This is a genomic window from Paraburkholderia sp. J7 (assembly GCF_905220155.1).
In the GTDB taxonomy this organism is placed as follows: domain Bacteria; phylum Pseudomonadota; class Gammaproteobacteria; order Burkholderiales; family Burkholderiaceae; genus Paraburkholderia.
The window spans coordinates 122,872-149,595 of record NZ_CAJMYZ010000008.1; the positions used below are offsets into that span (position 1 = coordinate 122,872).

24 protein-coding genes are annotated in these 26,724 nt (G+C 62.8%); 12 read left to right on the forward strand and 12 right to left on the reverse strand.

The window, feature by feature from the left end:
• Positions 1-37: 37 nt before the first annotated feature.
• On the reverse strand, positions 38-817 hold the full coding sequence (locus U5A58_RS15220; RefSeq protein WP_415774228.1) for an H-NS family nucleoid-associated regulatory protein: 780 nt from the start codon (positions 815-817) through the stop codon (positions 38-40).
• 155 nt (positions 818-972) lie between these two features.
• Between U5A58_RS15220 and U5A58_RS15225 the strand changes: the two genes are divergently transcribed.
• From U5A58_RS15225 to U5A58_RS15235, 3 genes are all read left to right on the forward strand, one after another.
• Positions 973-1,191 carry a hypothetical protein gene (locus U5A58_RS15225; protein ID WP_321914636.1) on the forward strand — a complete coding sequence of 73 codons (219 nt, stop codon included), beginning with the start codon at positions 973-975 and terminating at the stop codon, positions 1,189-1,191.
• 357 nt (positions 1,192-1,548) lie between these two features.
• Positions 1,549-2,709: a DNA polymerase IV gene (dinB, locus tag U5A58_RS15230; RefSeq protein WP_321914635.1), complete on the forward strand. Its 1,161-nt coding sequence runs from the start codon at positions 1,549-1,551 to the stop codon at positions 2,707-2,709.
• A 135-nt stretch (positions 2,710-2,844) separates the two neighbouring features.
• Entirely contained in the window at positions 2,845-3,864 is a 1,020-nt protein-coding gene (locus U5A58_RS15235; RefSeq protein WP_321962021.1) for an AraC family transcriptional regulator, read from the forward strand.
• Here U5A58_RS15235 and U5A58_RS15240 read toward each other — a convergent pair.
• Together U5A58_RS15240 and U5A58_RS15245 are read right to left on the reverse strand one after the other, a co-directional pair.
• A complete protein-coding gene (locus tag U5A58_RS15240; RefSeq protein ID WP_321962022.1) occupies positions 3,782-4,441 on the reverse strand; it encodes an MFS transporter in 660 nt (219 codons plus the stop codon). The two genes, U5A58_RS15235 and U5A58_RS15240, sit on opposite strands and share 83 nt — an antisense overlap.
• Positions 4,442-4,489: 48 nt before the next feature.
• On the reverse strand, positions 4,490-6,265 hold the full coding sequence (locus U5A58_RS15245; RefSeq protein WP_321962023.1) for a phospholipase D-like domain-containing protein: 1,776 nt from the start codon (positions 6,263-6,265) through the stop codon (positions 4,490-4,492).
• Positions 6,266-6,399: 134 nt separating this feature from the next.
• On the opposite strand from U5A58_RS15245, the gene lhpH reads away from it, so the two are divergent.
• The 3 genes from lhpH (at position 6,400) to U5A58_RS15260 (ending at position 8,271) form a co-directional block, all read left to right on the forward strand.
• Entirely contained in the window at positions 6,400-7,407 is a 1,008-nt protein-coding gene (gene lhpH / locus U5A58_RS15250; RefSeq protein WP_321962024.1) for a trans-3-hydroxy-L-proline dehydratase, read from the forward strand.
• A 147-nt stretch (positions 7,408-7,554) separates the two neighbouring features.
• Positions 7,555-7,806 carry a hypothetical protein gene (locus U5A58_RS15255; protein ID WP_415774229.1) on the forward strand — a complete coding sequence of 84 codons (252 nt, stop codon included), beginning with the start codon at positions 7,555-7,557 and terminating at the stop codon, positions 7,804-7,806.
• A gap of 123 nt (positions 7,807-7,929) precedes the next feature.
• Positions 7,930-8,271: an H-NS family nucleoid-associated regulatory protein gene (locus tag U5A58_RS15260; protein ID WP_321962151.1), complete on the forward strand. Its 342-nt coding sequence runs from the start codon at positions 7,930-7,932 to the stop codon at positions 8,269-8,271.
• Between the two features lie 6 nt (positions 8,272-8,277).
• On the opposite strand, the gene U5A58_RS15265 is transcribed toward U5A58_RS15260, so the two are convergent.
• The 3 genes from U5A58_RS15265 to U5A58_RS15275 all read right to left on the reverse strand — a co-directional run bounded on the left by U5A58_RS15265 (position 8,278) and on the right by U5A58_RS15275 (position 10,923).
• A complete protein-coding gene (locus U5A58_RS15265; RefSeq protein WP_321962025.1) occupies positions 8,278-8,916 on the reverse strand; it encodes an NUDIX hydrolase in 639 nt (212 codons plus the stop codon).
• 38 nt (positions 8,917-8,954) lie between these two features.
• Positions 8,955-9,680, reverse strand: coding sequence for a haloacid dehalogenase type II (locus U5A58_RS15270; protein ID WP_321962026.1), 726 nt, complete (start codon positions 9,678-9,680; stop codon positions 8,955-8,957).
• A 67-nt stretch (positions 9,681-9,747) separates the two neighbouring features.
• A complete protein-coding gene (locus tag U5A58_RS15275) occupies positions 9,748-10,923 on the reverse strand; it encodes an MFS transporter (protein WP_321962027.1) in 1,176 nt (391 codons plus the stop codon).
• Between the two features lie 95 nt (positions 10,924-11,018).
• Here U5A58_RS15275 and U5A58_RS15280 point away from each other — a divergent pair, with 95 nt between their 5' ends.
• A complete protein-coding gene (locus tag U5A58_RS15280; RefSeq protein WP_321962028.1) occupies positions 11,019-11,927 on the forward strand; it encodes a LysR substrate-binding domain-containing protein in 909 nt (302 codons plus the stop codon).
• A gap of 23 nt (positions 11,928-11,950) precedes the next feature.
• Here U5A58_RS15280 and U5A58_RS15285 read toward each other — a convergent pair whose 3' ends face one another.
• From U5A58_RS15285 to U5A58_RS15300, 4 genes are all read right to left on the reverse strand, one after another.
• Positions 11,951-13,171, reverse strand: a complete 1,221-nt coding sequence (locus U5A58_RS15285; protein ID WP_321962029.1) for a PLP-dependent aminotransferase family protein — start codon at positions 13,169-13,171, stop codon at positions 11,951-11,953.
• A 180-nt stretch (positions 13,172-13,351) separates the two neighbouring features.
• Positions 13,352-14,524 carry an FAD-binding oxidoreductase gene (locus tag U5A58_RS15290; RefSeq protein ID WP_321962030.1) on the reverse strand — a complete coding sequence of 391 codons (1,173 nt, stop codon included), beginning with the start codon at positions 14,522-14,524 and terminating at the stop codon, positions 13,352-13,354.
• A gap of 116 nt (positions 14,525-14,640) precedes the next feature.
• The gene (locus tag U5A58_RS15295; protein ID WP_321962031.1) at positions 14,641-16,140 is read right to left on the reverse strand and encodes an aldehyde dehydrogenase family protein; all 1,500 of its coding nucleotides are present in this window, start codon (positions 16,138-16,140) and stop codon (positions 14,641-14,643) included.
• A 249-nt stretch (positions 16,141-16,389) separates the two neighbouring features.
• Positions 16,390-17,487 (reverse strand): branched-chain amino acid ABC transporter substrate-binding protein, encoded by a 1,098-nt coding sequence (locus tag U5A58_RS15300; RefSeq protein ID WP_321934144.1) that lies wholly within the window; start codon positions 17,485-17,487, stop codon positions 16,390-16,392.
• A gap of 547 nt (positions 17,488-18,034) precedes the next feature.
• On the opposite strand from U5A58_RS15300, the gene U5A58_RS15305 reads away from it, so the two are divergent.
• Entirely contained in the window at positions 18,035-18,658 is a 624-nt protein-coding gene (locus tag U5A58_RS15305) for an XRE family transcriptional regulator (RefSeq protein WP_321962032.1), read from the forward strand.
• Positions 18,659-18,668: 10 nt separating this feature from the next.
• Here the strand turns inward: U5A58_RS15305 and U5A58_RS15310 are convergent, their stop codons facing one another.
• Positions 18,669-19,694: a DUF1338 domain-containing protein gene (locus U5A58_RS15310; RefSeq protein ID WP_321962033.1), complete on the reverse strand. Its 1,026-nt coding sequence runs from the start codon at positions 19,692-19,694 to the stop codon at positions 18,669-18,671.
• A 162-nt stretch (positions 19,695-19,856) separates the two neighbouring features.
• Between U5A58_RS15310 and U5A58_RS15315 the strand changes: the two genes are divergently transcribed.
• From U5A58_RS15315 to U5A58_RS15330, 4 genes are all read left to right on the forward strand, one after another.
• A complete protein-coding gene (locus U5A58_RS15315; protein ID WP_321914596.1) occupies positions 19,857-20,768 on the forward strand; it encodes a LysR family transcriptional regulator in 912 nt (303 codons plus the stop codon).
• Between the two features lie 103 nt (positions 20,769-20,871).
• On the forward strand, positions 20,872-22,113 hold the full coding sequence (locus U5A58_RS15320; protein WP_321962034.1) for an FAD-binding oxidoreductase: 1,242 nt from the start codon (positions 20,872-20,874) through the stop codon (positions 22,111-22,113).
• A gap of 60 nt (positions 22,114-22,173) precedes the next feature.
• Positions 22,174-23,082: a bifunctional Delta(1)-pyrroline-2-carboxylate/Delta(1)-piperideine-2-carboxylate reductase gene (gene lhpI, locus U5A58_RS15325; protein ID WP_321962035.1), complete on the forward strand. Its 909-nt coding sequence runs from the start codon at positions 22,174-22,176 to the stop codon at positions 23,080-23,082.
• 80 nt (positions 23,083-23,162) lie between these two features.
• Positions 23,163-24,242, forward strand: a complete 1,080-nt coding sequence (locus U5A58_RS15330; protein WP_321962036.1) for an asparaginase — start codon at positions 23,163-23,165, stop codon at positions 24,240-24,242.
• A gap of 45 nt (positions 24,243-24,287) precedes the next feature.
• On the opposite strand, the gene U5A58_RS15335 is transcribed toward U5A58_RS15330, so the two are convergent.
• Positions 24,288-26,558: an amylo-alpha-1,6-glucosidase gene (locus U5A58_RS15335; protein ID WP_321914592.1), complete on the reverse strand. Its 2,271-nt coding sequence runs from the start codon at positions 26,556-26,558 to the stop codon at positions 24,288-24,290.
• Positions 26,559-26,724 lie beyond the last annotated feature (166 nt).

Consider the following 26,724-nt stretch of genomic DNA (forward strand, 5'->3'; position numbering starts at 1 on the left):
ACCGGGCTGCTAGCATGCTTGCAGCCCGGTGTGTCACTTAGGCTGCGGCGGCCGTGCCCGCACCTTCAGCCGCCACCTGAGGCGCGGCAACTTCGACAGGCGCCGCCACTACGAGCTTCGGCGCACGCACTTTTCGCGCGACGGGTGACTTCGCGGCTGCGGCGTTCCTCGCAGCAGCCTTGCGTGCCGGCGCTGCCTTCTTCGTAGATACCTTTTTGGTTGCCGTGTTCGTCTTTGCAGCCGCCTTCTTCGCTGCCGGCGTCTTGGCCGGCTTCGCCGCAGGCTCGGCCTTTTCAATCAGGAACTTCGACCGGTCCTTCGCGCCGGCGAGCCATGCCGGTGCGGTGCCACGACCGGACCACGTCGCGCCGGTTTTCGGGTCACGATATTTCGGCGGCTGCGGTCCACGCACGTAGTTACCCGCCTTAGGCGCTTTCACAGCGGCAGCCGATTTCGGTGCTGCATCGGCAACCAGGAACTTGCTTCGGTCCTTTGCCTTTGCAATCCACGCGGGAGCACGACCATGGCCAGTCCACGTCGCGCCAGTTTTGGGATCGAGATACTTCGCAGCGGACGAACCCTGCTTCGCCGTAACCGCTTTTCCCGGTTTGCGGCCGCGACGCTTGCCGACGAATGCCTCAATTTCGGCAAGCGTCACGGCATGCTTGTCCATCAAACCGCGAATCTTTTCGAGTACTGCCGTCGATTTCGTTGTCGCCAACGATTCTGCCTGAGCCTGCAACTTTGCGATTCGTGCCTGAATTGATTGGAGTGTGGCCATTCGTGGTTTTTCCTTTGATGAGATAGTTTTTCCCACTATGCCACATCGGACGACGAATACAACATTTGGTACCGAATTACTTTGCGTTCAGCAGTGAGAAACATTACTGTCTATTTCTGACCCGCTCGCAACGCCGCGTCCGAATCAGGCTGGTGAGTGAATTGGGTACGACACCGACGTTTGGACAAGATATGGAAAGAGAAATATACAAGGGATATGTTTTGTGGGGCCACGCTATCGCGCAACAATCGGAGATCCTCACGCCTGAACGCTATGCGGGGAGCGGCACCGTGACCCGGGACAACAAACTCATCAACGCTTCAGGCGTTCTGGATTTGTTTAATTCCGAGGATGCTGCGCAGGAGGCAGGACTCGCATGGGCACGTGCCTGGGTGGATACCAACGGATAGCGCCAATCGTTGCGCAATGATAAAACACACGCCTGCCCGGCGTACTTCGCCCCCTCCACTTCAATCCATCCTGTTCTTACGCGTTATTCAGAATCGGCGGCGTGCGCGAATTGATCATCGAAGCCCCTTTGCGCGACACAACCAGGATTTTTTCCCACTGAAAGAAGTTAGCGGTACAGCCGGAAGCATGCGGTAGAATACTGTGCAAACATACAGTACTATGGCGCAGTGAGTGCGCGGCTTGCCGAGTTTCCGACCGTGAACTTCGACTGGGAAAACAGATGAACAATCGTGCGGGCACTGCATTGCGGCGCAAATGCTCAAGGACCGCCCGGACAATTCCACAGTAGTTGCAACGTGACAAGCCACCGCACACGCCGCATTGCGCATCTCGACATGGACGCTTTTTATGCATCCGTCGAACTGCTGCGCTACCCCGAATTGCGCGGCAAACCCGTCGTGATCGGCGGCGGGCGCAATGCGGCACCAGAAGTCCTGCCCGACGGCACGCGCCGCTTTGCGCGACTGCGCGACTATGTGGGCCGCGGCGTGGTCACGACTTCGACCTACGAAGCGCGCGCCCTCGGCGTTTTCTCCGCGATGGGCATGATGAAGGCCGCACAACTCGCGCCCGATGCCATCCTGCTGCCTACTGACTTTGATTCGTACCGGCGCTATTCGCGCCAGTTCAAAGACGTGGTGCGCACGTTCACGGACCAGATCGAAGACCGGGGCATCGACGAGATCTACATTGACCTCACGGGCATCGAGGGCGAATCGAGCGAACTTGGAAACCGGATCAAGACGGCCGTGCACGAAGCGACCCGCCTCACTTGCTCTATCGCCATCGCACCGAACAAACTGCTCGCAAAAATCGGCTCGGAGCTGGATAAGCCGAATGGTCTCACCATACTCACGATGGACGACCTCGAGTCGCGCATCTGGCCGCTTCCGGCAAAGAAAGTGAATGGCATCGGCCCGCGTGCAAGTGAACGCTTGGCGAGCCTCGGGATCGGAACGGTCGGTGAGTTGGCCTCGGCTGACCTCGGACTATTGCAGGAGCACTTCGGGCGCACGTACGCCGCGTGGCTGGCCAGAATTGCCCGAGGCCTCGACGATCGCGCCGTCGTGGTTTCCTCCGAGCCAAAGTCCATGAGCCGGGAAACGACGTTCGAGCGTGATATGCATGTCGTGCGCGATCGTGCGGTCCTGACGCCGGCGTTGACGCGCCTTTGCGAACGGGTCACCGAGGATCTTCAGCGCAAAGGGTACCGCGGCCGAACGGTAGGCCTGAAAATCAAGTTCGCCGACTTCAAGATCGTCACTCGCGACCTCTCGCTCACCGAACCGGTGGCAGATGTCGTGGCTATCCGGCGAGCTGTCGGCGAATGCCTGAAGCGCGTGTCGCTGGATCGGAGAATCCGCCTCATCGGTGTACGCATTGGCTCTCTCGAGCGCGCCACGGGTACTGCATCCGCCGCCGTGCCGACGCAGGGCGAGTTGCCTTTCGATTGCTGACGCTCGATCGCCGGCGTTCGATCGATCCGAAACAGGCCTTTTTCGAACAATTCACTACGGGCAGAATTTCGGTTAGATTCTCGAAGCGTCTATTCCAGAAGACTTTCAGGCACATTTCAGCAAAGACTTCTTCGCATGAGCTCGCGCGTACCCACGGTCGACGTCTTCCGTCCATTTGAACATGGCATTGCCCACAATCATTTCAGTGTGCAGGGCGAACCGCCAGAACGTCGCTTGCTCGCCTGGCGGGATCGAGTGGGTCATCTTATTGACGTGGTGCCCTCGCGATCCGCCCTGGAGAGGCCGTTTCAGGCCTCAATTGACCGCTATGCGGTGAATAACCTTGTATTTACGGATTGCCGGTCGGACCTGCTTGTGCTCGAACGCTCTCAGGCACGGATTTCGACAGACCGGGTACGCGACTTCGTCTTCCATGTGTTTCTGGAGGGTGGCGTTGAGAACGTGGTTACGCGCGCCTCGCAGCGCGACAGTACTCCCTCGCCCGCCAGCATTCTTGCGCTCGATCTGAACCAGGCGATTCGAATGCAACGCCAGGCATGCAGGGTGATCACGTTTTTCGTGCCGGGCGAGTTGGTGCAAAAGGTGTTTCCTGATCCGGAAGCCATCCATGGCCGTATGCTTCACGCGTCGATGCCACTTGTGCCGCTGATTACCGAACACGTTGCGACGCTCAGTGGGAGAATCGCAAGCCTGAGCGCCGCGGAGGCGGACGGCGCCATACGCGAGGCGGCGGAGCTGCTTGTCGCAGCGTTTGGACGGCAAGCGGGCCTGAACGGCGACACTCGTGCGGCAGCCCGGGCGGCGATGTTCGCTCAGGTACGGCGCTATATTCAGGCGCACCTGACTGAAAGCGACCTCTCCCCTGAAAGTGTGCTCAATGCGCTTGCACTTCCTCGCCCAACCCTCTATCGCCTGTTTCAGCACGAAGGCGGCCTTGGCGCTTATATCCGAAACCTTAGGCTACGTCGCGCAGCCGATGAACTGGTCCGGTATTCGCACGTCACGGTGATCGAGATTGCCTACGGACTCGGCTTCAAAAGCGCCTCTGATTTCACACGCGCCTTCCGGCGCGCGTACGACATGGCGCCACAGGATTTTCGGGCGCTCGCTGGCAGGCGGCTGCAGTCGCGCTGACAGGCGTCGATTCCCTGTGCGCCAGGTTCATGGTCCGACGCACCGCTCCTTGAAAAACGTCAGCGCGCAAAAGCTCACGCAACACGCGGGCGCGACATGCCAAGCCGCAGACAAGGGATTGCCGCTCCATTTGATCAAACCGGTCACAATGAATTGAGCGGTGCTGCCGAATAGCGCAACACTGAACGCATACCAGCAGCAAAGCAGACAACGCGGAAGCCATGAATCCGGTGATCGCGGGCATGTGCATCACACGTGTCGCATAGCTCGGCATGAAGTAGACGATCGCGTACACCGGTATGGTTTGCCCCATGATCATCAGCGTCCTCCTCCCATGTGCGCGACACAGTTGGGCAAGCGGTGTGCCGGCATGTCTGGCGCTGTTGGTGAAAGTCGGTTCGTCGCGAAGCCGCAGGCGAACATAGAGGCCGACTGGTGCAATCAGAAGACCGATCACGAACGGGATGCGCCAGCCCCACGAAGCGAGCGCTGCCGGCGACACCGTGCTGGTGATTAGCAGCCCCAGGGATGCGCCCAGCAACGCCAGATAACACGCGCGAGCCCACGCAGGATTCATCGACCGCGAAACGCGGGCGAGCGTCGTCGTGCGAATGCGTCATTGACTTCAGTTGGCCGGGCTTGCTGCCAATGCAATCCGTGCCTTCTCCTCCGGACTATTCGCCTTGTAGTATTTGTCCGCCCACTTGCGGTCGGGTTGCAGCATCAGCCGTTGAACGGTTCTACGCTGCTGCGCTTCGATGCCAATGGCGCGAGCCCGATAGTGCTCGTATAGCCGCATGAACTCGGCGAGGTAAATGGCGGCAATTCGCGTGTCCTTTATTTCGAGCAGGTTCTCGTCATTGAAATGCTCCGAGTTGTTGCTCATGTTTGCCGAGCCTGTGTAGACAATCGGATTGCCTCCCTCGGCATCGATGACAATGAATTTATGGTGGATGATGACTGGTGCGTAACCAGGCGCGACTTCGCCGGGAAAAAGCCGAAGCTCAGGCTCGAATCCTTCGGGCACGGTCGCCGGGGAAAAGTACGACGCGTCGATGATATCGCGGTTTTCCTTGCTTCGATGATAGAGCGCGAGGTTGGCCAGAGACGTGGTACTCACCACTTCTCCCGCTTTTTGCGCCTCTTGCGCATTCTGAGCGGACTTTTCACTGATATTGTTGACGAGGCCGAACATCATTCGCCCCTTGTCGCCAGCCGCAAAGCAGGCGTCGCGAAGCGGCTCGTCAGTCGGCATGAAGAGGCAAAACAAAACGGAATGCTGCGCCTTGCCTATCGCTTCTACGATCGTGTCGATCTGGGTACGTTTGCTTTTCGCCTCCGGAGAGAAGCAAACGCGCACGGCTGCGCTTCCCACCGTTACGGCATCCGACCAACCATCCGCGAGTTCAGCGGTTTGATTGATGGGCGGATTGCTGGCGATGGCTTTCGTTCTGTCGTCATAGAGCTTCGCGAGATCGGCCGAATCGAACAGGTGGAGCACGTTGGCTTGTTCCGTGATGCCTTCCGTTGTGAAATTCGCAGAACCCGCAAGGACGAACGCCGGATTACCTTGTCTATCGCCCCTATCCGTCACGATCAGCTTGTCGTGCATGATATGAGTCTTGTCGCGGGGGCAGAAAGTCACAACGCTGTTCAGTGCATCGACCGTGGGTTGATTGGGTGACGGCGCGGGAGATTTGCCTTTTTCGCGCACCAGGTGCGAGTCGTAGACAACGGCAACATTCCCTTTTCCGTGGGCCGTTCCAAAATCCTTGAACGCCGGTATCGCCCAAAGCGGGTCGGTCAGATGATAGACAGCTGCTGCAGCGTGGGACGAATCCAGGAATATTTCCTTGAACACAAGCTGCATATCGTTAGCAAGCCACGTTCGAAGTTGAAGGGCCTCTGCGGCCGGCGGCGCGCTATGTGGATCGATTCCCATGGCCTTGACCTGCCGCGCAAAGGCCTGCGAGCTAACCACCGCGCGGTTGAACCACGTACCCACGCCGTCTTCGATATGCGCCGGAAGCGTGACCTCACACGAACTCGCCTCTGCGTTCAGCAGATTCGGACTGTCCGGCGTACCGACTACCGGATAAACGGTGTACTTGAACTGCTTGCCCCTGTCGGCCTCCTCGATGCGCGCGTCCCACCACATGAATTTTTGAATCGGCGCGGTGTTCGAAGGCGCATCGGGCTTCCCATCCGGCACGGGTCCTTTGAACGTGATTCGATTGGGGAGCCAGTTGCTTGCCGCATGAGATTTCCCGTCCGGACTCGTGAAACCGGGGGCTCGCTCGATGGCAAAACCCAGGAAGTCGGCGCGTGTGGCACCTTCTGGCCAGTCGAAAGCGAGCAAAACCAACGTGGGGGAGAGATAACTGCGGATCTTCGTCGACATCGTTCACCTCGTCTGTGTTGGCCAAAATCTGGAGTTTCGACCAGCAGTTTGTTGAGACAGTGAATGGTGTATGTTACGTAGATGTCGTTTCAATGACGCAGCCCAAGGTCAGTGAGTCTATAGCGTAAAACATCATGAAACCTGTTCGTACCATTTCGACCGTCGAGGTCCATACCGGCGGCGAAGCCTTCCGTATCGTCACGAGCGGATTGCCGCGCCTGCCTGGCGACACCATTGTGAAGCGTCGCGCGTGGCTAAAAGAGAACGCCGACGAAATCCGCACCGCCTTGATGTTCGAACCGCGTGGTCACGCCGACATGTACGGCGGCTATCTAACCGAGCCGGTTAGCCCAACCGCCGACTTTGGTATTATCTTTCTTCACAACGAGGGCTATAGCGACCATTGCGGGCACGGCGTGATCGCGCTGTCTACCGCGGCAGTCGAACTTGGCTGGGTTCAGCGCCAGGTTCCGGAAACGCGTGTTGGCATCGACGCTCCCTGTGGCTTTATCGAAGCATTCGTTCAGTGGGATGGCGAACACGCCGGTAACGTGCGATTCGTGAATGTCCCGTCGTTCATCTGGAAGCGCGACGTGATTGTTCAAACGCCGTCCTTTGGTACGGTGAAGGGCGATATCGCTTTTGGCGGCGCCTTCTACTTCTATACCGACGGTCAGCCGCATGGACTCACCGTGCGCGAGTCGTCGGTCGAGGAACTCATCCGGTTCGGCGCCGAGGTGAAGGAAGCCGCGAACAAGGCGTACCCCGTCGAGCACCCCGAGATCCCGGAAATCAATCACATTTACGGAACCATCATTGCCAACGCACCGCGGCACGAAGGTTCGACGCAAGCCAATTGCTGCGTGTTCGCGGACCGCGAAGTGGACCGCTCGCCAACCGGCTCCGGCACCGGCGGCCGCGTCGCTCAGCTGTACCTGCGTGGCGAACTTGGCAAAGACGAGACGCTTGTGAATGAGTCCATCATCGGCACGGTTTTCAAAGGACGCGTGCTCAGCGAAACGACAGTCGGCAACTTCAAGGCAGTGATTCCGGAAGTCGAAGGCAACGCGTTTGTTTGCGGCTTCGCAACCTGGATCGTGGACGAACGCGACCCGCTGACTTACGGCTTCCTCGTCCGGTAAGCGTTTCCCCCGATAACGCGCCGTTACGAAACTCGCACCGCCGTTGCACCTGTGTCCGGCCCCGCCGCCTACACTCCGAACCGCGCTCACCGGAAACGCACGATATTGAGTCAATTTTCAAGCTAAAATTTCCCACAAGCGATTATCATGAACGTCAATAACCGAATCAGGATGTTTGCCGCGGCGGCCACTTTCGGACTGGCGGCAGCCGGAACCGCACAAGCCGCAGGCTGCCTCAAGGGCGCTGTCGTGGGTGGCGTAGCCGGACATTATGCAGGTCACCACGCCGTGGTTGGCGCCGTCGGCGGGTGTATCGTGGGGCATCACATTGCGAAGAAGAATGCGGAAGAACGAGCCGCACAACATGAAGCGGCCCGCTCCCAGAAACTCACTACCTGATTCCGGGCCGGGCCTTTCGCTACCGCCGCCAGAGCCGCCCTTTCAAGCTGTGATATCGTGGCGGCACGCGACTTGCGCTATATTCTGCTCAAGAGTTGCATTCAGAGCGAAGCACAACTAGAAATGGACGAACGAAAACGCGAAAGCATCGTGGCCTATCTGCAGCGTCGGATGGCCGAATTTGGAATCGAACCGGACGATATTGCTGCCTCAATTGCTGCGGATGCCGCGCAATTGCGAGCCGCCCGTTACCGGGATGCGGCTGGCCACACGTGGGACGGCAAAGGCGACGCCCCGCGGTGGGTGGTGCAGGCGACAAGTGCGGGGCAGTCGCTCGAGCATTTTGCTATCGGCGAGACGGCCGAACAGCAGCCGGCCCAGCCCCCGAAGGTCGACTGGCGGCAGGACCCGTTTGCAGGCAGCCGTTTGGCAACTGTAAGGACAGAGCATAGCGGCGCGGCCTGAAGCCTTTCAATCGAATTCGACGTCACCGTTATTGCGCAGTTCATCCAGTCGTCGAATTTGTTCCGGCAGAATTCGGCCTTGCGACAAGGCAGGAAGGTCGTCGACATCGAAGAAGTGAGCCGCATTAGTTTCGGCTCCGGATATCTCGCCCGCTCGAACGATCTCCCCAAGAAAAACCAGCTTCCAGATGTGAAACACGGAAGGCGGATGGCCGTGCTTGAGCATGTCCCACACCGCCAGCAGCCGAACGACGTTGACCGTGTACCCGCTTTCTTCACGCACCTCTTTTGCCGCGTTTTCAGCCGGTGAGACACCTACGTCGGCCCAGCCGCCGGGTAAAGACCACAAACCGTCCACGGCTTCTCGCACGAGAAGAATTTGGCCGGCCGGATTGAATACGGCGCATCGCACATCGAGTTTAGGATTTGCATATCCCGTTTCGGAAGCAAAGAGCGCAGCAACTTCGCCCGATTGCAGGGATGCCATTTCCGCGAGTTGCTGATGCGCGATGCCGGCGATTTCCGCATACCTTTCCGTGTCGAAGGCGCTGGTCGCGTAGTGCAAACCCGATTGCGCAAGCGCCAATAGCCGGCGAGCCTGCGCAAGGCGGGCTTTCAACAACTCATTGTCGGAAGGCGTGGGCATGGTTGCGTGATCGCGAACTGGAATGAAGAATCGCTGGTTTATTTATTTGCCAGCGCTTCCTGATGCGCCTTTACGAAGTCGGCCATGCTGTTGAAGCGGAAATCGACTTTCGGTTGCGAGCCGGGATTCATTGTCGCGCCAAAGCCGGGCTGCGCATAACGGCGGTAGATCCAGCACGACGCCAACCCGCATTCATTGGCAGGCTTGTGGTCGTGAAAGAGACTTTCGGCAGTGTGAAGGATTTTCGCCTTCTCGATGCCACGCTCGCCGAGTTTTTCGAGCATGTAGTCGAAGTTTCGCAACGAGGGTTTATACGAGCCCACGTCTTCCGCAGTGAAAATAGCGTCGAACTCAACCTGCAGCCTTGCGTTGCTATAGGTGAACGTCTCATTGTCGACGTTCGACAGAATCACCAGCTTATAGTGCTTCTTGAGGTACTGCAGCGCGGCGACGGTGTCCTCGAATGCCGGCCAGTTCCGCACCGACCGCCCGTATTCCACGCACTCCTCGTGCGTGAACGGCAGCCCCCACTCCTCGGCCAGCCGCTTGTAGACAATGGGCAGCAGTTCCTGGTATCGCCTGGCTGGCGTGTATCGCTGCTGCGAGGACTCGTGACGCGCGTGGGCTTCCAGCACCTGGTCCTTCGTGAGCGCCGTGCCAGCCCGCTCGAGCAGCGGTTTAAGGCCCTCGAAAATGCCGCTTTCCCAATCGATCAGCGTGCCGTAGCAGTCAAAAGTCAGTGTGTCGAAGTCAGTCAATTCCACGGTTACTCACTCCTCTCGGAAGTGCTGGACGAAGATCACAGTGTATAGGCCGCTTCGACATCATGAATCAAACAATGGCGATCGATTCCGACCTGGCACGCTCCGGCCGCCAGAACGCGAATACAAGCAGTCCAACCAGCGCCTGAGCGGCCACGACGAACACCACGCACCCCGCCCAGCCCCAACGATGCCAGGCTGGAATGGGCAGCACGGAGCCGAGGCTGCCGCCAAAGTAATAGCAGGACAGATAGATGCCGATCGCCGTCGTCCGGGCCCGGGCGGCGGCATGGGAAATGAACGCATTGGCGCAAGCCTGCTCGACGAACACCGCCGTCGAACCGAGCGCGAGCCCGGCGAGAATCGCGCCAACACTCTCGGAGAGCGTGAGCAAGCTCCCTGCAATGGCGAGGCCAACCGCCGCGAGCGCAAGGTCGCGCGGCCCGCGGTGTCTCGCCATACGGCCCGAAATGGGCGTGACGACCACCGCCACGAGAAAAACCGCATAAATCGCGCCGATGCCCGCCGTCGAGAAATCGAACGGCGCGCGCGTGAGCCGCAGACCGACGAAGGTGAACGTCGCGACCTGAGAGGCAAGCACGCATGCGCCCACGGCGAACGAGGCGAGCACCGGGCCGCGCATCACGGGCTTCCATTGCGTCCGCGTCGCGCAACCGCCCTCCTCACGCACGGCCCCCGATGCGGGCAGGCTCGCGTAGATCGCGAGACCGGTGGCGAAGCTCAGCAGCGCCACGATGTCGAGCGCGTGGCGCCACCCGAGCATCGACGTGAGCAGGTTAGTGACAAAACGCCCCGCGAAGCCGCCCAGCGTCGTGCCCGCCACGAAGATCGCGCTCACTTCGGTGGCGCGATCATGGTGATAGCGCTCGCCGATATACGAGATCGACATGGCGAAAATGAACGGCATCAGCACGCCGGCGGCAAAGCGGGCCGCGAGGAATGACGCAAAACCCGACGCATGCGCGGACCAGACAACGGGTAGTGCCGACGCGAGCGCGGCGGCAACAATCACGGTGCGCCGGTCGAAACGCGCCGCCAGGGTGCCGACAAACGGCGCGATAATGGCGACGGCCAGCGTGGTTGCGCTCACACCCTGCCCGGCGCGTTCCGCACTCACACCGAACGCAACGGCGAGTTCGCGCAGAATGCCTTGCGTGGCGTAGAGATTGATGAAGGCCGCGAAGCCGCACAGGAAGAACGCGGCTCGAATGGATGGGTCTTTCACGCTTGACGCCCTGTCTGGTCCAACCGACAGTCTGAGGATCAGCCAACGCGTGCGCCAATACCGTTTTCGTCGCCATTGATACCGCCAGAACAAGAATGCTCGACCTGCGCCGCCTCCGCTATTTCGTCACCGTTGCCGAAGAACTGCACTTCGGGCGCGCAGCCGTGCGCCTGAACATTGCGCAGCCGCCACTCACGCGCCATATCGCGGCGCTCGAAGCCGAACTCGGCATTCGGCTTTTCGAGCGTTCGACACGCGCGGTCAAACTCACGCCCGAAGGCGTGTTGTTCCTCGAACGGGCGCGCAGCGTGCTCCACGCCGTTGGCGAGGCGCAGGCCACCGCGCGCAAGCTCGCACAGGGCGTGACAGGCCGTATTGCGATCGGCTACACGAGTTCGATTCCGATGTCCGATGCGTTCGCCGAAATCGTGCGCAATGCAGGCCGCGAACTGCCCGAGGTGGAGCTCACATTTTGCGAGGTCGCAACCGCGAGTCAGCATCGGCAGATCGTTGAGGGCGCACTCGATATCGGCTTTGGCTGGTCGGCAGCGAACGCGCTCGAAGACGGCTTGCGTTCGCTCGTGATCGCCCGCGAGCCGCTCGTTGCCGCCGTGCCGAGCGGCAGCGTGCATGCGCGCAAGCCGTCGCTCGACTTCGCCGAGCTTCGCGACGAGATGTTTCTGATCTTTCCGCCGGGGTATGGATCAGCGCTGACTGCAGCGCTCGATTCGTTGTGCGCGCAAGCAGGTGTGGAGCCGCGTATCGGGCCCACCGCTTCGCAGACTGCGACGCTCGTATCGCTCGTGGCGGCCGAGCGCGGCGTCGCCATCGTGCCGGCCTTCACAATGGCGCTACAACGCTCAGGCGTGGCCTATGTGCCGTTGAACGGCGCACCGGTGCTCGAACAGGCTGTCTCGTGGATCGAGCCGTTCACATCGACATGTGTCGAGCGCTTTGTCGAGCTTGCGCAGTCGGTTGCGCATCGGGAAACGCGCGGCGCTTGATCCGTTCTTGAGTCGCGCGCTTTTCAAACAGGTGCCGACGCCGCGCTCGCCGTTCGCGTGGCATGCGTGGCCCGCTCCAAGCGCGCCACGCCTTCGCGAATCTCATCCACGTTCGGCGCGGCGAACGAAAGGCGCAGCGAAGCGGTGTCCGGATCATCGGCGAAGAAAGCCTTGCCCGGAACGAAAATTATCTTGTTCGCTATCGCGTTCGGCAAGAGCGCGTCGATTGCCACGCCGGGAATACGCGCCCACACGAACATGCCGCCTTCGGGCTGATGAAACGCGATCGCATCACCGAGTTGCGCGCGCAATCCATCGCAAAGCGCTGCGCATTTACGCTGATACGCTCGCGTGATGTGCGGAAGATGCCGTTCGAGCGAACCCGCCTCCAGATAGTGCGCGGCGATCGCCTGGGTCCACGGCGTACTGCACAGGTCGACGGTCTGCTTGGCGATCACGCAGCGGCGCGTGATTTCGGCGGGCGCGATGGCCCAGCCTACGCGCAAGCCAGGCGCGACGACCTTCGAAAGACTCGAGAAATGCACGATCCAGTCGCGCGCGCCCTGCACTTCGCTTGCCAGCGCCAGCATCGACGGCACCGCGTTGCCTGCGAAGCGTAGATCGCCGTACGGATCGTCCTCGACGATCACGAAGCGGTATTGAACGGCGAGACGCAAGAGCGCCAGGCGCCGCTCGCGCGTGAGTGTGGCTCCGGTAGGGTTCGCGAAGGTCGGCACCGTGTAGAGCAGCTTCGGCCGGACAACCGCGCCCGAAGCGAGCCGCGCGGCGAGGCTGTCCACGTCGATACCGTCGCCGTCTACCGGCACCGTCACGACATGCGCCTGCTGCAGCCTGAGCGCCTGCAGCGTGGCCGGATAGGCGGGCTGCTCGGTCAAGGCCGTGTCGCCCGGATTGAGCAGCACGCGTAGCAAGAGGTCGAGGCCTTGCTGCGAGCCGGTCGTCACGAGCATCTCCTCAGTCGCGCAAGTCACGCCGCGGTGCGCCATCAGCGCGAGCAATTGCGTCTTCAACTCGGGCAGGCCGTCGGTAGGGCCGTACTGAAGGCAGCGCGTGGAAGACTGCCAGGCTTTTGCCGCTGCCGCCTGCAGTCCGTCGGCATCGAACAGATCGCTGGCCGGATAGCCGCCCGCGAAGGAAATCATGCCTGGCTCTCCCAGGTACTTGAAAAGTTCGCGAATGGGCGAACCGGCGGGATGCTGAAAGGGCGCGGTGAAATCGTACATGGCGTGGAGGGAGTCGATGACGGTTAAGCGCGGCAACGCACAAGCTTCGATTGTGGTCAGCTCTCGCGGGTGTATCAAACGAAATCTAATCACCACGTCATGCGGTTAGCTCATTAAGCCTTCGCGCCATAAAAAAAGCCCGTGAAATCACGGGCTTTTTGCACGGCCTCACGGCCAGCATCAGACGACATTCTTTTCGACGATCGGCCGGTTTTCCAGCACACGCGACCAGTCGAGCGAAGAAAGATCGAGCGTCGTGTATCGGCCATTCAGAATCAGCTCGCTCACGCCACGCCCGGTTGCCGGCCCCTGTTGCAGACCGTGCCCGCTAAACCCATTGGCGAATATGCAATTGTCGATGGCCGGGTGATAACCAATGATGGCGTTCTGGTCGAGCACGTTGTACTCGTAGTAACCGGACCAGCAGTTCTCCACGCGCAGCGCCTCGAACCCCGGCACGCGGTGCGCGAGCGTGGGCCAGATCACGTCGTCGAAGATCGCGTGATCGACTTCGTCGAGCGGCAGATCGTTGGGATCGTTGTCCGCGCTCGGCGACGTGCCGGTGATATACGTATTGCCCTCGGGGCGGAAATACACGCCCGACGGATCGATCAACAGCGGACACGCAGTGAGCCGCGCCGGCGACGACACGTTGAAAATGCTGCGGCGGCGCGCATAAACCGGAATGTCGATGTCCATCATTTCCGCAAGCTTGCGCGCCCACGCACCGGCCGCGTTCACGACCGTGTCGCACGCATGGCGTTCGCCGTCGCTCGCGATCACGTGCGTGACCTTGCGGCCACTGCGCACGACGCCGGTCACATCGGCCGCCACATAGCGTGCGCCGAGCGACTGCGCCTTCTTGCGCAGCGCCTGCACGAGGCCGTAACCGTCGAACCAGCCCTCGCCGCTGCGGCCGTACGCGCCGCTTGTCAGATCCTCGACGTTGAGCCAGGGAAACTTGGCATGCAACGCGTCGCGCGCCATGAGTTCGATGTCCGCGCCAAGGCTCGTTTGCAGCGCGTGATTCTCGCGCAGCGTTGCGTCGCCCGCTTCCGTGGCGAGGAAAAGATAGCCGCCCTCATGCAAATCGATCGACGGGCGGCTGCCGTTCACTTCGAGCCGCTCGCCAATGCCGCGCAGAAACTCGATGCCGAAGAGCGACATCTGGATCGACAACGGCGTGGAAAACTGCTGCCGGATCGACGCGGCCGAAAGCGCCGACGACGAGCGCGCATAACTCGGGTCGCGCTCGAACACGGTCACGGCAACCGTTGGGTCGGCCGCGCGCAGAAAATAAGCAATAGAACTACCGATTACCCCGCCGCCAACGATAACGACTTGAGAACTCACGACTTGCTCCAGATTGCGGATAACTGCGGCGCGCATTGATTTGTTTTGCGCGAATCGATCCATCGACCGGACGCGCAATGCGCCCGGTCTTGCCTGCTCAGCTCAGCGAAGCGCGCTTATTCGACGTTGAAGTCGATGCCCTGTGCGAGCGGCAGCGCCGACGAATAGTTGACCGTGTTGGTCGCGCGGCGCATATAGGCCTTCCACGCGTCCGAGCCCGATTCGCGGCCGCCGCCCGTTTCCTTCTCGCCGCCGAACGCGCCGCCGATCTCCGCGCCGCTCGGCCCGATGTTCACGTTCGCGATGCCGCAATCGCTGCCGGAGGCCGACGTGAAGCGCTCGCTCTCGCGCAGGTCCGTCGTGAACACGCACGACGAGAGGCCGTGGTGGGCGGCGTTGTTCGCTTCGATGGCGTCGCCGAAGTCGCTGTACTTGAGTACGTAAAGAATCGGCGCGAAGGTTTCCTTCAGGACCACTTCGGTTTGCGACGGCATTTCGACGATCGCCGGGCGCACGTAGAAGCCCTTTTCGTTGCCTGCCACCGCGTGGCGCTCGCCGCCGAACACCTTGCCGCCCTCGCGCTTTGCCTGCTCCAGCGCCGACTGCATGCGCGCGAACGACTGCTCGTCGATGAGCGGCCCCATCAGCGTGCCCTGTTCGAGCGGATTGCCGATCACGACCTTGCCATACAGCGTCTTCAGGCGCTCGACGGCCTTGTCGTACACGCTTTCGTGCACGAAGAGACGGCGCAGCGACGTGCAGCGCTGACCCGCGGTGCCGACTGCCGAGAACAGAATGCCGCGCAGCGCGAGTTCCAGATCGGCGGTAGCGGAAACGATGCCCGCGTTGTTGCCGCCCAGTTCGAGCAGCGAGCGGCCGAAGCGGCGCGCGACTTCCACGCCGACCGTGCGGCCCATTTCGGTGCTGCCCGTTGCGCTCACGATGTTCGAACGCGGATCGGCCACCAGCTTTGCGCCGACGTCGCGGCCGCCAACGACCAGGCTCGTGAGGCCTTCGGGCGCGTCGCCGAACTCCTTCAGCACGTCCTGCATGATCTTGTTGACGGCAACCGCCGTGAGCGGCGTTTTTTCCGAAGGCTTCCAGACCACGGCGTTACCGCACACGAGCGCGAGCGCGGCGTTCCACGACCACACGGCGACCGGGAAGTTGAACGCAGAAATCACGGTGCACACGCCCATCGGATGCCATGTTTCCGCCATGCGATGGCCCGGACGCTCCGAAGCAATCGTCAGACCATAAAGCTGACGCGAGAGGCCGACCGCGAAGTCGCAGATGTCGATCATTTCCTGCACTTCGCCCAAGCCTTCCTGGAAAATCTTGCCGGTTTCCAGCGACACGAGGCTGCCGAGCGCGCGCTTCTGTTCGCGCAGCTTGTTGCCGAGCAGGCGCACGAGTTCGCCGCGGCGCGGCGCGGGCACGTTGCGCCAGGTCTTGAACGCCTCCTGTGCCTTCGCGAGCACGGCGTCGACGTCCGCTGCCGACTGGCTCGCGACGCGGCCGATCAGCTCGCCGTTGATCGGCGAATGCACGGCGATGTCGCCCGCTTCCGCGAGATGGGAAATACCGAGATCCGAGAGGATGGAGGAGGCTTTCATAGGTAGAATCCCTTAAAAATTTCCGATACGAAACATTGCTACTTTAGGAAACTATACACGCGCATTTTTCTGGCGACAACACAAAAACCAAGGGATTTTCGCCATGCCGCGTGCATCGCATCCGCAGGGCCTTCCGCCACGAAGATCGCATGGGGCCGCCCCGCCGGTGCGTGCTTGATTTCCTATTGGAAACAATGCATTGGGCGCCGACAAAAGCGGCGCCCTTCGAAGAAGCAACAGCGGGTCAGGTCAGTCGGTGGTTCGCGTCGTGACCGGCACCCACGCCACGTTCTTGACCTGATACAGCGTCGAACTCGGGCTCTTCAGGTCGCCCTGGGCATTGAACGCGATCTTGCCCGTAATGCCATCGTAGTTCGTGGCCTTCAGCGCGGCATTGAACTGCGCCGGCGTTGCGGAGCCCGCCTTCTCCATCGCCGAGATGGCGACCCACGCCGCGTCGTAGGCAAACGGCGCGTAGGCGAGCATGTCGATGCCGTACTTCTGCTTGAACTTCGCTTCGAAGCCTTTGCCCTTGGGCAGCGTGCCGAGCGGCTGGCCGTATTCCCATACCGAAGCGCCATCGGCGGAATCGCCGGCGAGCTTGATGAAGTTCGCGTCCATGACGCCGCCGCCCGCAAGGAATTGCGCCTTCAGGCCAAGCTGACGCATGCGTTTGACGATCATGGCCGCCTGCGCGTCGAGTCCGCCGAAGAACACGAGATCCGGGTTCGTGCGCTTGATGCTCGTGAGCTGGGCGCTGAAATCCACGGCCTTGTCGTTCGTGAACTCGCGCGCGACGATCGTGCCGCCGCTCGCCTTCACAGCTTTCTCGAACTCGTCGGCCTCGCCCTGGCCGAAGGCCGTACGGTCGTCGATGATGGCAATGCGCTTGGCCTTCGTCACCGTCGCCGCATAGTTGCCCGCGTTGCCGGCGTTTTGCGAGTCGGTTGCGATCACGCGGTAGATGGTCGGGAAACCGCCCTGCGTGATGGCCGGATTGGTCGCCGCCGGCGTGATCATCGGAATGCCCGCCTTCGCGTAGATCTTCGAGGCCGGCAGCGTCGTGCCCGAATTGAAGTGGCCGATCACGACGGCCACGTTGTCGTCCACGAGTTGCTGCGCGACCTGCACGCCGATGCGCGGATCGCTCTGGTCATCCTGCGAGTCGATCACGAACTTGACCGGCTTGCCGCCGATGGTGGGATGCGAGGCATTCGCTTCGTCCACGGCCAAGCGCACACCGTTCTCGATGTCCTTGCCATACGCCGCGCCGCCGCCCGTGAGCGGGCTGGCCACGCCGATCTTGACGACCATTTCCTGCGCGCTCACCGCGCCGGCAACCAACATCAACGACGCTGCGATCGCGCAGCTACGACGAGAAGCGAGGAAACGAGAGTGCATGCGATATTCCTTCGGTATCTGAAGCCGGCACGTGATGCGTCCGAATAGTCGCGCGGACCTTCGGCGCACAGGATTCGTCTCGCGCCGCACGATGCCGGGCGGCGGGACGTGAACGGATTGTCTGCAGCGCTTACGCGTGCATCAAACGAAATCTAATCACCATGTAATGCGCTTTTCTCATCAAGCCCGCTCACGCGGGGAATACGGCAACGCGTGGCGCACGCCTTGCAGGCATTGGGAGATACCCGATAGCGCCGATCCGCCTGCTTGTGCATGAATGTTGTGAAAAGGCGGATTGTGCGGGCGCCCTGCCTTGCGCGAACTGGGTTTGCGTCAGAAATCATCAACTTGCAGATGACCGCATTACTTAGTCATGCATACTGATAGGCGGCATGACACAGTCGACGCCACACAATACGCAAATGTTATGATCGGAAACATAGAGTACGATACGAACAACTAGCGAACAACCAGCGAACACCCGAGTCCCCGAATGGAAACCTCGTCCCTCAAGCCCGCCGAGCCTGCTTCGGCGGAGCTGGGCAAGCGCGTCAAGGCGGCCCGGCTGAAGCACGATTACACGCTCGAGGCCGCCAGCCGCGTGTGCGGCGTGTCGCGCTCCACGCTCTCGAAGGTGGAAAACGGCGTGATGTCGCCGACGTTCGACGTGCTGCAGAAGATCGTTCACGGTTTGAAGATCGACCTCGGCGAACTGTTCGGCTCGGCGCCCAGGCCGCGCGCGAGCGGACGCCGCGCGCTCACGCGCAAGGGTGGCGGGCAGCAGCATTCGGCGGGCTGCTATCAAATGGAGTTGCTGGCAACGGAACTCGCGCACAAGGCGATGCACCCGTTTCGCATTCGCGTGACGGCGCACTCGCTGGACGAGTTCACGGAATGGGGCCGGCATGAGGGCGAAGAATTTCTCTTCGTATTGAGCGGCTCGGTTTGCCTCTACTCCGAGCTTTACGCACCGACGCATCTCGAAGCCGGAGACAGTATTTATTTCGACAGCCGCACGGGTCACGCGGCCGTCTCCACGAGCGAAGAGGACGCGGAAGTCCTCTGGCTCATCAACGAGCCGCACCCGGACACGCAAGACAGCGCGCCGGGCGTTTGATACACGCGCTTTACGCAGCGTTCGCGGTCATTTTGAAAATGCCGGTGGCGTTGCCCGCGTCGAAGCGCAGGTCGGTCTGCCAGCGGCGCGTGGCCTGATCGAACGTGCGCTTGCGCGTGATGAACTCGTAGAACGAACCTGGCACCTCGCGCGTCACGCGCTGGCCGTCGGCGGCGCGGAACTCGCGCACCACGGTGTCGGCGCGATACGCGGTTTGAAACACGCGGCCCGAGCGCGAAGTCTCGACGCTGGGCTTCATCGGGCGCCCCTTGGCCTTCTCGTCGTCCGAGAGCTTGAAGACGTCTTCCACGCGGTCGGTCGCGTGATTGAAGGCGTTGCCTTCCGTTGCGATCCACGCCATTTCGGCCGATTCCTGCAACAGCGTCTCGTAGTCCGAAACAGATGGCACATCGTGCTGTCGCGCGAATGCCCCGACGATCAAGGGCAGCAGCTGCAACGCCGCATCAATGGGCAGCGAGCCGTCACGTTCAAGCTCGGAGAGCTGCGCCACGGCCAGCGGCGTGAGCGGGTCTTTCGACGCGCCCACCACGTTCGTCACGGCTTGCTGGAACGCTGCCGAAAAGCGCTCGGGGTGCAGTTCGCTCACGAAGAACTGCGCGATCTCGTCGGGCGCGTCTTCGTGGGCATAGGCGCGCCCCGTCATGCCGAGCTTGTCAAGCGGATAGCGGCCGTTCAGGCGAAAGCCGAGCGGGCGCAGAATGCGCGTGAACGCCGCTTCGCCGGGCGGCAGCGCGCCGTTGTGCACCCAGCGCACCGTGCGCAGCGCCCCATGGTCGAAGTACACCGCGCCGCCCTGCGCCACCGTATCGTTGGTGTACGTGCGGCCGTTGGGCGAACGCTCCAGCAGGTCTTCAAACAGCGCCATGTTCATGGCCTGGGCGAGTTCGGCGCGCGTGACGGTGCCGCTTTCCCAGTCTTCGAGCATCGAAGGAAAGTTCAGCGTGGCAAAGAGGGTTTCGGTTTTCTCGCGGCCAAGCAGCGCGGACAACAAGCGTTCTACGTTCGAATTGCGCATCACCAATCTCACAGGAAACGACCGCATACCGACTGGCAGCGGTCATCAAACGGGCCGCTGGCCATCGGTTTCGGCCAGCTATACGTGAAACGCATTATTCGAATGGTTGCGCGCCGCGTAAAGCGAGATTAAATTGTCACTTGATGAGTTTCCGGAATCAACATGCGCAAGTTCAAGATCCCGAACATCGGTGCGCTCACGGCGTTCGAAGCCGCGGCGCGGCACGAGAGCTTCACGCACGCCGCCAAAGAGCTGTTCCTCACCGAAAGCGCGGTGTCGCGCCAGATCGCCACGCTCGAATCGAATCTCGGCGTGCGCCTTTTCGTGCGTGCCAAGCAACGGGTCGTGCTCACGCGCGCGGGCCGGCTCTACAGCACCCAGGTGCGCCGTGCGCTCGAAAATCTGGACCGGGACACGCTTTCCATCATCGCGCACGGCAGCGGCGGCGGTTATCTGGAACTCGCCGTGCTGCCGACGTTCGCTTCCGAATGGCTCATTCCGCGCCTGAAGGACTTCTACGATCGCACGCCCGACGTGCGTGTGAACATGGGTGTGCGCACCGAGACGTTTTCGTTCGAGGAATCGCATTTCGAGGCCGCCATCCACTACGGCAAGCCCACCTGGCCCGGCACGTCGTCCGATTTTCTGTTCGGCGAGGAAGTGGTGCCGGTGTGTTCGCCGTCGCTGCTCGCCCGGCCCATCAAGAAGGCGCATGAACTGCTCGCCTACCCGCTGCTGCACTCCACCACGCGCCCGGACGGCTGGACGCGCTGGTTCTCGGACCTCGGCGTGGAAGACAACGCGACCATGCACGGCGTGCGCTACGAACTGCACACGATGCTGATCGCGGCGGCCGCCGCCGGGCTCGGCGTGGCGCTGGTGCCGAAGTTCTTCGTGGAAGGTCAGCTCGAGCGCTTTGGCGTCGTCATTCCGTTCGAAGCGCCCGCGATTGCCGATGGCGGCTACTACTTCGTCTACCCCACCGAACTCAGCCACGGCAAGCCGCTGGAACTGTTCCGCGCGTGGCTGCTCGAGCAGGCAAGCGCCTACAGCGCCTCGCAAGGCCGCGACTGATCCGCAGGCCGCAGCGGGCACGATATACGATCAGAAAAAAGTTTCCTATAGGAAATAGTTGGGTTAGCATCGGAAGAAATCACTTCTTCGTCGCGAGACAGACATGGAAGACGTCGTCGTCATCGGTGCGGGCATTGTCGGGGCCTGCGCCGCGCTCAACCTGGCGCAGCGCGGCCTGCGCGTGCGTATCGTCGACAGCGCGCCGCCCGGTTCGGGCTGTTCGTTCGGCAACGCGGGGCTGATCGCGGTCGACCATGTCGCGCCGCTCGCGAGCCCCGAGACGATGGCCGGCCTGTCGCGCATGCTGCTGCGTCGCGACAGCCCGCTGCGTCTGCACAAACGCAGCCTGCCGCGCATGGCGCCGTGGATGCTGGAGTTCGCCGCCCAGGCGCAGCGCCCGCGCTTTCGGCGCAACACGCGCGCGCTCGCCAGTCTCGTAACGGGCGCGGCGCAAGCCTGGCGTCGTTTGCTGGATCGGCATATCGCCGCCGAACTCTTTCGCGACATCGGCTCGCTCTACGTGTTCGAGCAACCCGTTGCGCACGCAACGGAACGCGCGCAACTCGATCTGCTCGACCGGCACGGCGTGCGCTACGAGACGCTCTCGGCTGCGCAGGTTCGGCGCGACTATCTGCCATCGCTCACGCCGCATATCAGCCATGCGCGCTACTTTCCCGGCATGGCTTCGGTCACGAATCCGCAGCAGGTCGTCGAGCGCATTGTCGAGGCCGCGCTCGCAGCGGGTGCGAGTTTCACTTGCGCCGCCGTCGACGCATTGCGTGTCCTGCCCGATGGCCGCGTCGGCATCACGCTGAACGGCGAGACGCACTCAGCGGCGAAGGTGTTGATCGCAGCCGGCTCGCGCAGCGCCGAACTCGCACAGCAACTCGGCGCGAGCATTCCGCTGACCAACGAGCGCGGCTATCACGTCCAGCTCGCCGCACCCTCGCAAGACACGCTGCGCGTGCCCGTGAGCTTCGTCGAGCGCGGCTTCACGTGCAATCCGATGGCACAGGGCATCCGGCTTGCCGGCACCGTCGAGCTCGGCGCGCGCGGCGCACCCGACTGGCGTCGCGCCGATCTGCTCGCCACGCAATTCCAGACGCTCTTTCCCGGCGAGCCAGCCCCGCAGGTCGCGAGCCGCTGGTATGGCGAGCGCCCCACGCTGCCCGATTATCTGCCGATGATCGGAGCGGTCTCCGGCGCGCGCAATGCCTTCGTCGCGACCGGCCATCAGCATCTTGGCCTCACGCTCGGGCCGCTCACCGGCGAACTCGTCGCACAATTGATGGCGCGCGAGGCGCCCGCCGTCGATCTCGCACCGTTTCGCATCGACCGCTTTTGAGGCCGCGGCTGCCATTCACGCCGCCCCACCCACGCATCATTTGTCAGGAGAGACTCTTCGATGGAGCCCATCGCGATTTACGACGCAACCGCCACGGCGCGCCTGCTCGACTTCGGCGCGCTGCTCGACGCCCTCGCTACCGCCGCGCAAGACCATGACGCGGGCCGCATTCACGCACCCGTGCGCACGGGTGTGCCGCTCAAGGGCAACGGCGTCATGCTCTCGATGCCCGCCAGCGCCGACGACATCGCCATCCACAAGCTCGTGAGCGTGTGCCCCGCCAACACGGCGCTCGGCCTGCCGACCATCTTCGGCGCGGTGACGGTGTGCAACGGCGCGACGGGCCAGCCCGAGTTCATTCTCGACGGCCCGACCGTGACCGGGCGGCGCACCGCGGCGCTCTCGATGCTGGGCGTGCGCGTCTTTCACCCGGGCGCGCCGCGTGCGTTTCTGCTGATCGGCACCGGCCAGCAAGCGCGTTTTCATGCCGAGGCAATCGGTCAGCTGTATCCGGCGGCAACGCTCTACGTGAAGGGCCGCACCGAGGCGTCCGAAGAGGCATTCCGCGCTCACCTCGCGCAATCCGGCGTGCACGCAACGCCCGCGCACGGCGCGGTGCCCGAAGCAGTCGATGTGGTGATCGCCGCGACCACGAGCAAGACGCCCGTGTATGACGCCAAGGCCCGCAACGACCGGCTCGTGATCGGCGTTGGCGCCTTCACGCCCGACGCCGCCGAAATCGCGCAGGAAACGGTGCGCGCAAGCCGCGTGTTCGTAGACGATCTGGCAGCCGCGCGCGAAGAAGCCGGCGACCTGCTGCAGGCCGGCATCGACTGGGCGGACGTGCGCACGATCGGTTCCGCTGTGGCGGACGGCGCGAAGCAGGACGGCACGCCCGTGCTGTTCAAAACGGTCGGCAGCGGCGCGTGGGATCTCGCAGCGTGTCGAGTGGCGCGCGACAAGCGTTAGACCGCCAGCCGGATGCCCGGATTAGAATCGCACATCGGTCGCGCAGCGCGATCCTATCCGAGGCACAAGGCAGACGAACCATGACGACGAGCGCTCCCCAACCCGCCGTAAAAGTCCTGCGCGGCGGGGTCATCGAAACCACGCATGTCGCCCACATTGCCGTGGTCGACGCCCAGGGCCGCCTGCTCTACACATTCGGCGACCCGCATCGCATGACGCTCGTGCGCTCGGCAGCCAAGCCCGCGCAGGCGCTCGCCGTGGCCGAGACGGGGGCACTCGCGCGCTTCGGTTTCGACGACGCCGATCTCGCGCTCATGTGCGCCTCGCACAGCAGCGAGGACCGCCATATCGAGCGTACGCGCGCGATGCTCGCCAAGGTGTCCGCTTCGGAGTCGGACCTGCGTTGCGGCGGCCATCCGCCGTTGTCCGACGCCGTGTACAAGGCGTGGATCAAGCGCGACTTCTCGCCGGGCGCGGTGTGCAGCAACTGCTCGGGCAAGCACGCAGGCATGCTTGCGGGCGCGCGCTCCATCGGCGCGGCACTGGCCGACTACCATCTGCCTTCGCATCCCTTGCAGCAACATGTGAAGCGCGTCGTGGCCGAGGTTTGCGATCTACCCGAGACGGGCGTCGAGTGGGGCATCGACGGCTGCAATCTGCCTACGCCGGCCTTCCCGCTCGACCGGCTCGCGCGGCTCTTTGTCAAGCTCGCCGATGCGCAGGATCACGTCACAATCGCGACCGACGCACGCTCGCAGGCGCTCGCTCACATCTATCGCGCGATGACGTCGTATCCGGAACTCGTGGCGGGCGAAGGTCGCTTCTGCACGGCGCTCATGAACGCGTTCGAAGGCGCGCTCGTCGGCAAGCTGGGTGCAGCGGGCAGTTATGCGATTGGCGTGCGCGCAAGCGCGGCGACCGCGGCGCACACGGGCGGCCCGGCATTGGGTATCGCGGTGAAGATAGAGGACGGCGATCTGACCGCGCTCCATGCCACGGTCGTGGAAGTGTTGAGGCAATTGGGCATCGGCACAGCGGAACAGATTGCACAACTAAGCAAATTCGACGCCCCGCACATCGTCAACACGATGGGTGTCGAAACCGGCTACGTCGCGCCGCAGTTCACGCTGGAGCGCTGCGATCGCCCATTCGGCAAGTAAGAAAATGAGCAAGGCGCGGGCCTTGAAAACCCGCGCCAAACTCCCTCACAGCAACGCCACGACCTTCACATCGCTACGATCGGCCGATGCCACCACCTTGCCGTCCACGCGGCGGAACATCAGCGTCACCGTATTCTTGCCCACGCGCAGATCGCCCACTTCGAGCCAGTCGATGCCTTCGGGCAGCATGGGCTGCTCGACACGCACCTCGTTGCGCGCTGCGTCGATCGTCACGCCAAGACACGCTTCGAGCATCATGAACGGCGAACCCGCGGCCCACGCTTGCGGCAGGCAAGCCACCGGATACGCCGTCGGCGGCTCGCCGCGTCGGCGCGGGAACCCGCAGAAAAGCTCGGGCAAACGCATGTCGAACGTCACCGCGGCCTCGAACAGCGCCTGCAGCAAGCGCACCGCTGCGGCCTTGCGGCCATAGCGCGCAAGACCGCGCGCGCACAGCGCATTGTCGTGCGGCCAGACCGAGCCGTTGTGGTACGCCATGGGGTTGAAACGCGCCTGCCCCGCCGCGAGCGTGCGCACGCCCCAGCCCGTGTGGAACAGCGCCGATTCGAGCACTTCCGCCACCGCGCGGCCGCGCTCCTCCTGCGGCAGCCCAAACGCAAGCAGATGCCCCGCATTCGAAGCGAGCACGCGACACAGTTCGCCGTGACCGTCGAGCGCAATGCCGTAGAACTCCGACTCCGGCATCCAGAACTTCTCCTCCACGCAGCGGCGGATTTTCGCGGCGCGCGCGGCGTAGCGCGCCGCGTCTTCCACCTGGCCGCGATGCGTGGCGAAGCGCGACATCGTCTCGAACGCCGCGCTCGCGTACGCCTGCACTTCGACGAGCGCGATCGGGCCATCGGGGAAACGGCCGTCCGCATGGAACACCGAGTCGTGGCTGTCTTTCCAGCCCTGGTTCGCGAGCCCGCCTTCCGATTCGCGCCGGTAGTCGAGCAAACCGAGTTTGTTGCGGTCGCACACACCTGCGACCCAGGCCGCTGCGCGCTCGAGCGCCGGCCACAACTCGTCGATTAGCGAGACGTCGCCGGTGCGTTCGACGTACGCGCCCGCCAGCACGACGAAGAGCGGCGTGGTGTCGACCCCGCCGTAGTAGAGCGCGAACGGCACTTCGCCCGTGGCGGCCATTTCGCTCTTGCGCATTTCGTGCATGATCTTGCCGACCGCCGCGTCGCGGAACGCGGAGTTCTCGCGCGCCTGATGCTCGGCGAGAAAACGCAGCACGCCGCGCGCGAGCGCGGGCGTGAGCCACAGCGTTTGCAGCGACGTGATGACCGCGTCGCGGCCGAACGGCGTGGAGAACCACGGGATGCCCGCATACGGATACGGGCCGGTCGGCAGGTCGGTGGTGAGCAGCCCCAGATCGGCAATCGAGCGGTTGATCCACGCATTGAAGAGCGGATTGCTCGAGCGCAGGCGCGCCGCCGCGCGGCGGCGTTCGCGCATCACGATGTGCGAGTCGACCAGCGCGGCGCGCACGGCCGCGCGTCCCACGCGCTGCTCCTGCGAGTTCGCGAGGCAATGGGGCGGCTGGAAGATGCCCGCGCTTTGCGTGCCGGGCGCGGCGTCGGGCAGCGCCTCCACTTCGATCGCCACCGTGAGATAGATCGAGACGCAGGCCTGCGCGGGCAGATCGACCGTGAAGTCCGCGCGGTCGGCGAGGAGCTTGCTCGGCGTGGGCGAGAACTCGATCCGCACGCGCCGCGCCACGTGGTCGAGCCCGATGTATTCGAGCCGCACCTCGCCGTCTTCCACGCGCGGCGGCATGAGCGTGCCGCGTTTTTCCCGCTTCAGGCCACGCACTTCGAACATGTCGCGGAAGTCGCTCGCGAACGAGATGGAGAGCGGCACCACGGCGTCTTCGGTGCCGTAGTTCGTGAGTTCGATGGCCTCGGTCATCATCGTGCCGGAGAGCACGCGCTCGCGCTGCACGTGAATCACGCCTTCGGGCGTGGTGGTGCCGCCAAGCGGCGGCAGCGGACGATTGGTGAGGTGGGCCGTGAACACGGCGTTGTCGCTGCTCACGCTGCCCGAGAGCAGCGACGGCACGCGCCCGCCGAACGTGAGACGCAGCGACGAGAGCACGCGCGTGTCGTTGACGAAGAGGCCGTCGTCGATGCCGGTGATATCGCCAAGCGGATCGTTGACGATGAAGGTGCCACCCGACTTCAGCACATGCTGGTCGGCGCTGGCGACCTCGGGTGTTTCAGGCGCGATGAATGCGCCGTCGGTCTCTTGAGCGGGATGATCCACGCCGCTTGAGCGCGTGACGCCCCCGAGTGTTTCAGGATCCTGCATTGCGTGCCTCCTGGGTCCCATGCAAATGGTTACGGTACGGTTCGCTTGCGGATGATTGTAGTGGCTTCGGCGCACGCGTTGGCAGCCAATGCGTGAAGAATATGCGAAGGATACGCGCGAAATCGGTGGCAAATCCCGGCGCGAGCAAGGAACGTGCGCGGAAAAA

What these genes read in the sequence shown, in the direction of transcription:
- U5A58_RS15225 (WP_321914636.1), top strand. Translation starts at nt 973, where the DNA reads ATGGAAAGAGAAATATACAAGGGATATGTTTTGTGGGGCCACGCTATC.
- U5A58_RS15235 (WP_321962021.1), top strand. Translation starts at nt 2,845, where the DNA reads ATGAGCTCGCGCGTACCCACGGTCGACGTCTTCCGTCCATTTGAACAT.
- U5A58_RS15240 (WP_321962022.1), bottom strand. Translation starts at nt 4,441, where the DNA reads ATGAATCCTGCGTGGGCTCGCGCGTGTTATCTGGCGTTGCTGGGCGCA.
- U5A58_RS15245 (WP_321962023.1), bottom strand. Translation starts at nt 6,265, where the DNA reads ATGTCGACGAAGATCCGCAGTTATCTCTCCCCCACGTTGGTTTTGCTC.
- lhpH (WP_321962024.1), top strand. Translation starts at nt 6,400, where the DNA reads ATGAAACCTGTTCGTACCATTTCGACCGTCGAGGTCCATACCGGCGGC.
- U5A58_RS15255 (WP_415774229.1), top strand. Translation starts at nt 7,555, where the DNA reads ATGAACGTCAATAACCGAATCAGGATGTTTGCCGCGGCGGCCACTTTC.
- U5A58_RS15260 (WP_321962151.1), top strand. Translation starts at nt 7,930, where the DNA reads ATGGACGAACGAAAACGCGAAAGCATCGTGGCCTATCTGCAGCGTCGG.
- U5A58_RS15265 (WP_321962025.1), bottom strand. Translation starts at nt 8,916, where the DNA reads ATGCCCACGCCTTCCGACAATGAGTTGTTGAAAGCCCGCCTTGCGCAG.
- U5A58_RS15280 (WP_321962028.1), top strand. Translation starts at nt 11,019, where the DNA reads ATGCTCGACCTGCGCCGCCTCCGCTATTTCGTCACCGTTGCCGAAGAA.
- U5A58_RS15285 (WP_321962029.1), bottom strand. Translation starts at nt 13,171, where the DNA reads ATGTACGATTTCACCGCGCCCTTTCAGCATCCCGCCGGTTCGCCCATT.
- U5A58_RS15295 (WP_321962031.1), bottom strand. Translation starts at nt 16,140, where the DNA reads ATGAAAGCCTCCTCCATCCTCTCGGATCTCGGTATTTCCCATCTCGCG.
- U5A58_RS15300 (WP_321934144.1), bottom strand. Translation starts at nt 17,487, where the DNA reads ATGTTGGTTGCCGGCGCGGTGAGCGCGCAGGAAATGGTCGTCAAGATC.
- U5A58_RS15305 (WP_321962032.1), top strand. Translation starts at nt 18,035, where the DNA reads ATGGAAACCTCGTCCCTCAAGCCCGCCGAGCCTGCTTCGGCGGAGCTG.
- U5A58_RS15310 (WP_321962033.1), bottom strand. Translation starts at nt 19,694, where the DNA reads ATGCGCAATTCGAACGTAGAACGCTTGTTGTCCGCGCTGCTTGGCCGC.
- U5A58_RS15315 (WP_321914596.1), top strand. Translation starts at nt 19,857, where the DNA reads ATGCGCAAGTTCAAGATCCCGAACATCGGTGCGCTCACGGCGTTCGAA.
- U5A58_RS15320 (WP_321962034.1), top strand. Translation starts at nt 20,872, where the DNA reads ATGGAAGACGTCGTCGTCATCGGTGCGGGCATTGTCGGGGCCTGCGCC.
- lhpI (WP_321962035.1), top strand. Translation starts at nt 22,174, where the DNA reads ATGGAGCCCATCGCGATTTACGACGCAACCGCCACGGCGCGCCTGCTC.
- U5A58_RS15330 (WP_321962036.1), top strand. Translation starts at nt 23,163, where the DNA reads ATGACGACGAGCGCTCCCCAACCCGCCGTAAAAGTCCTGCGCGGCGGG.
- U5A58_RS15335 (WP_321914592.1), bottom strand. Translation starts at nt 26,558, where the DNA reads ATGCAGGATCCTGAAACACTCGGGGGCGTCACGCGCTCAAGCGGCGTG.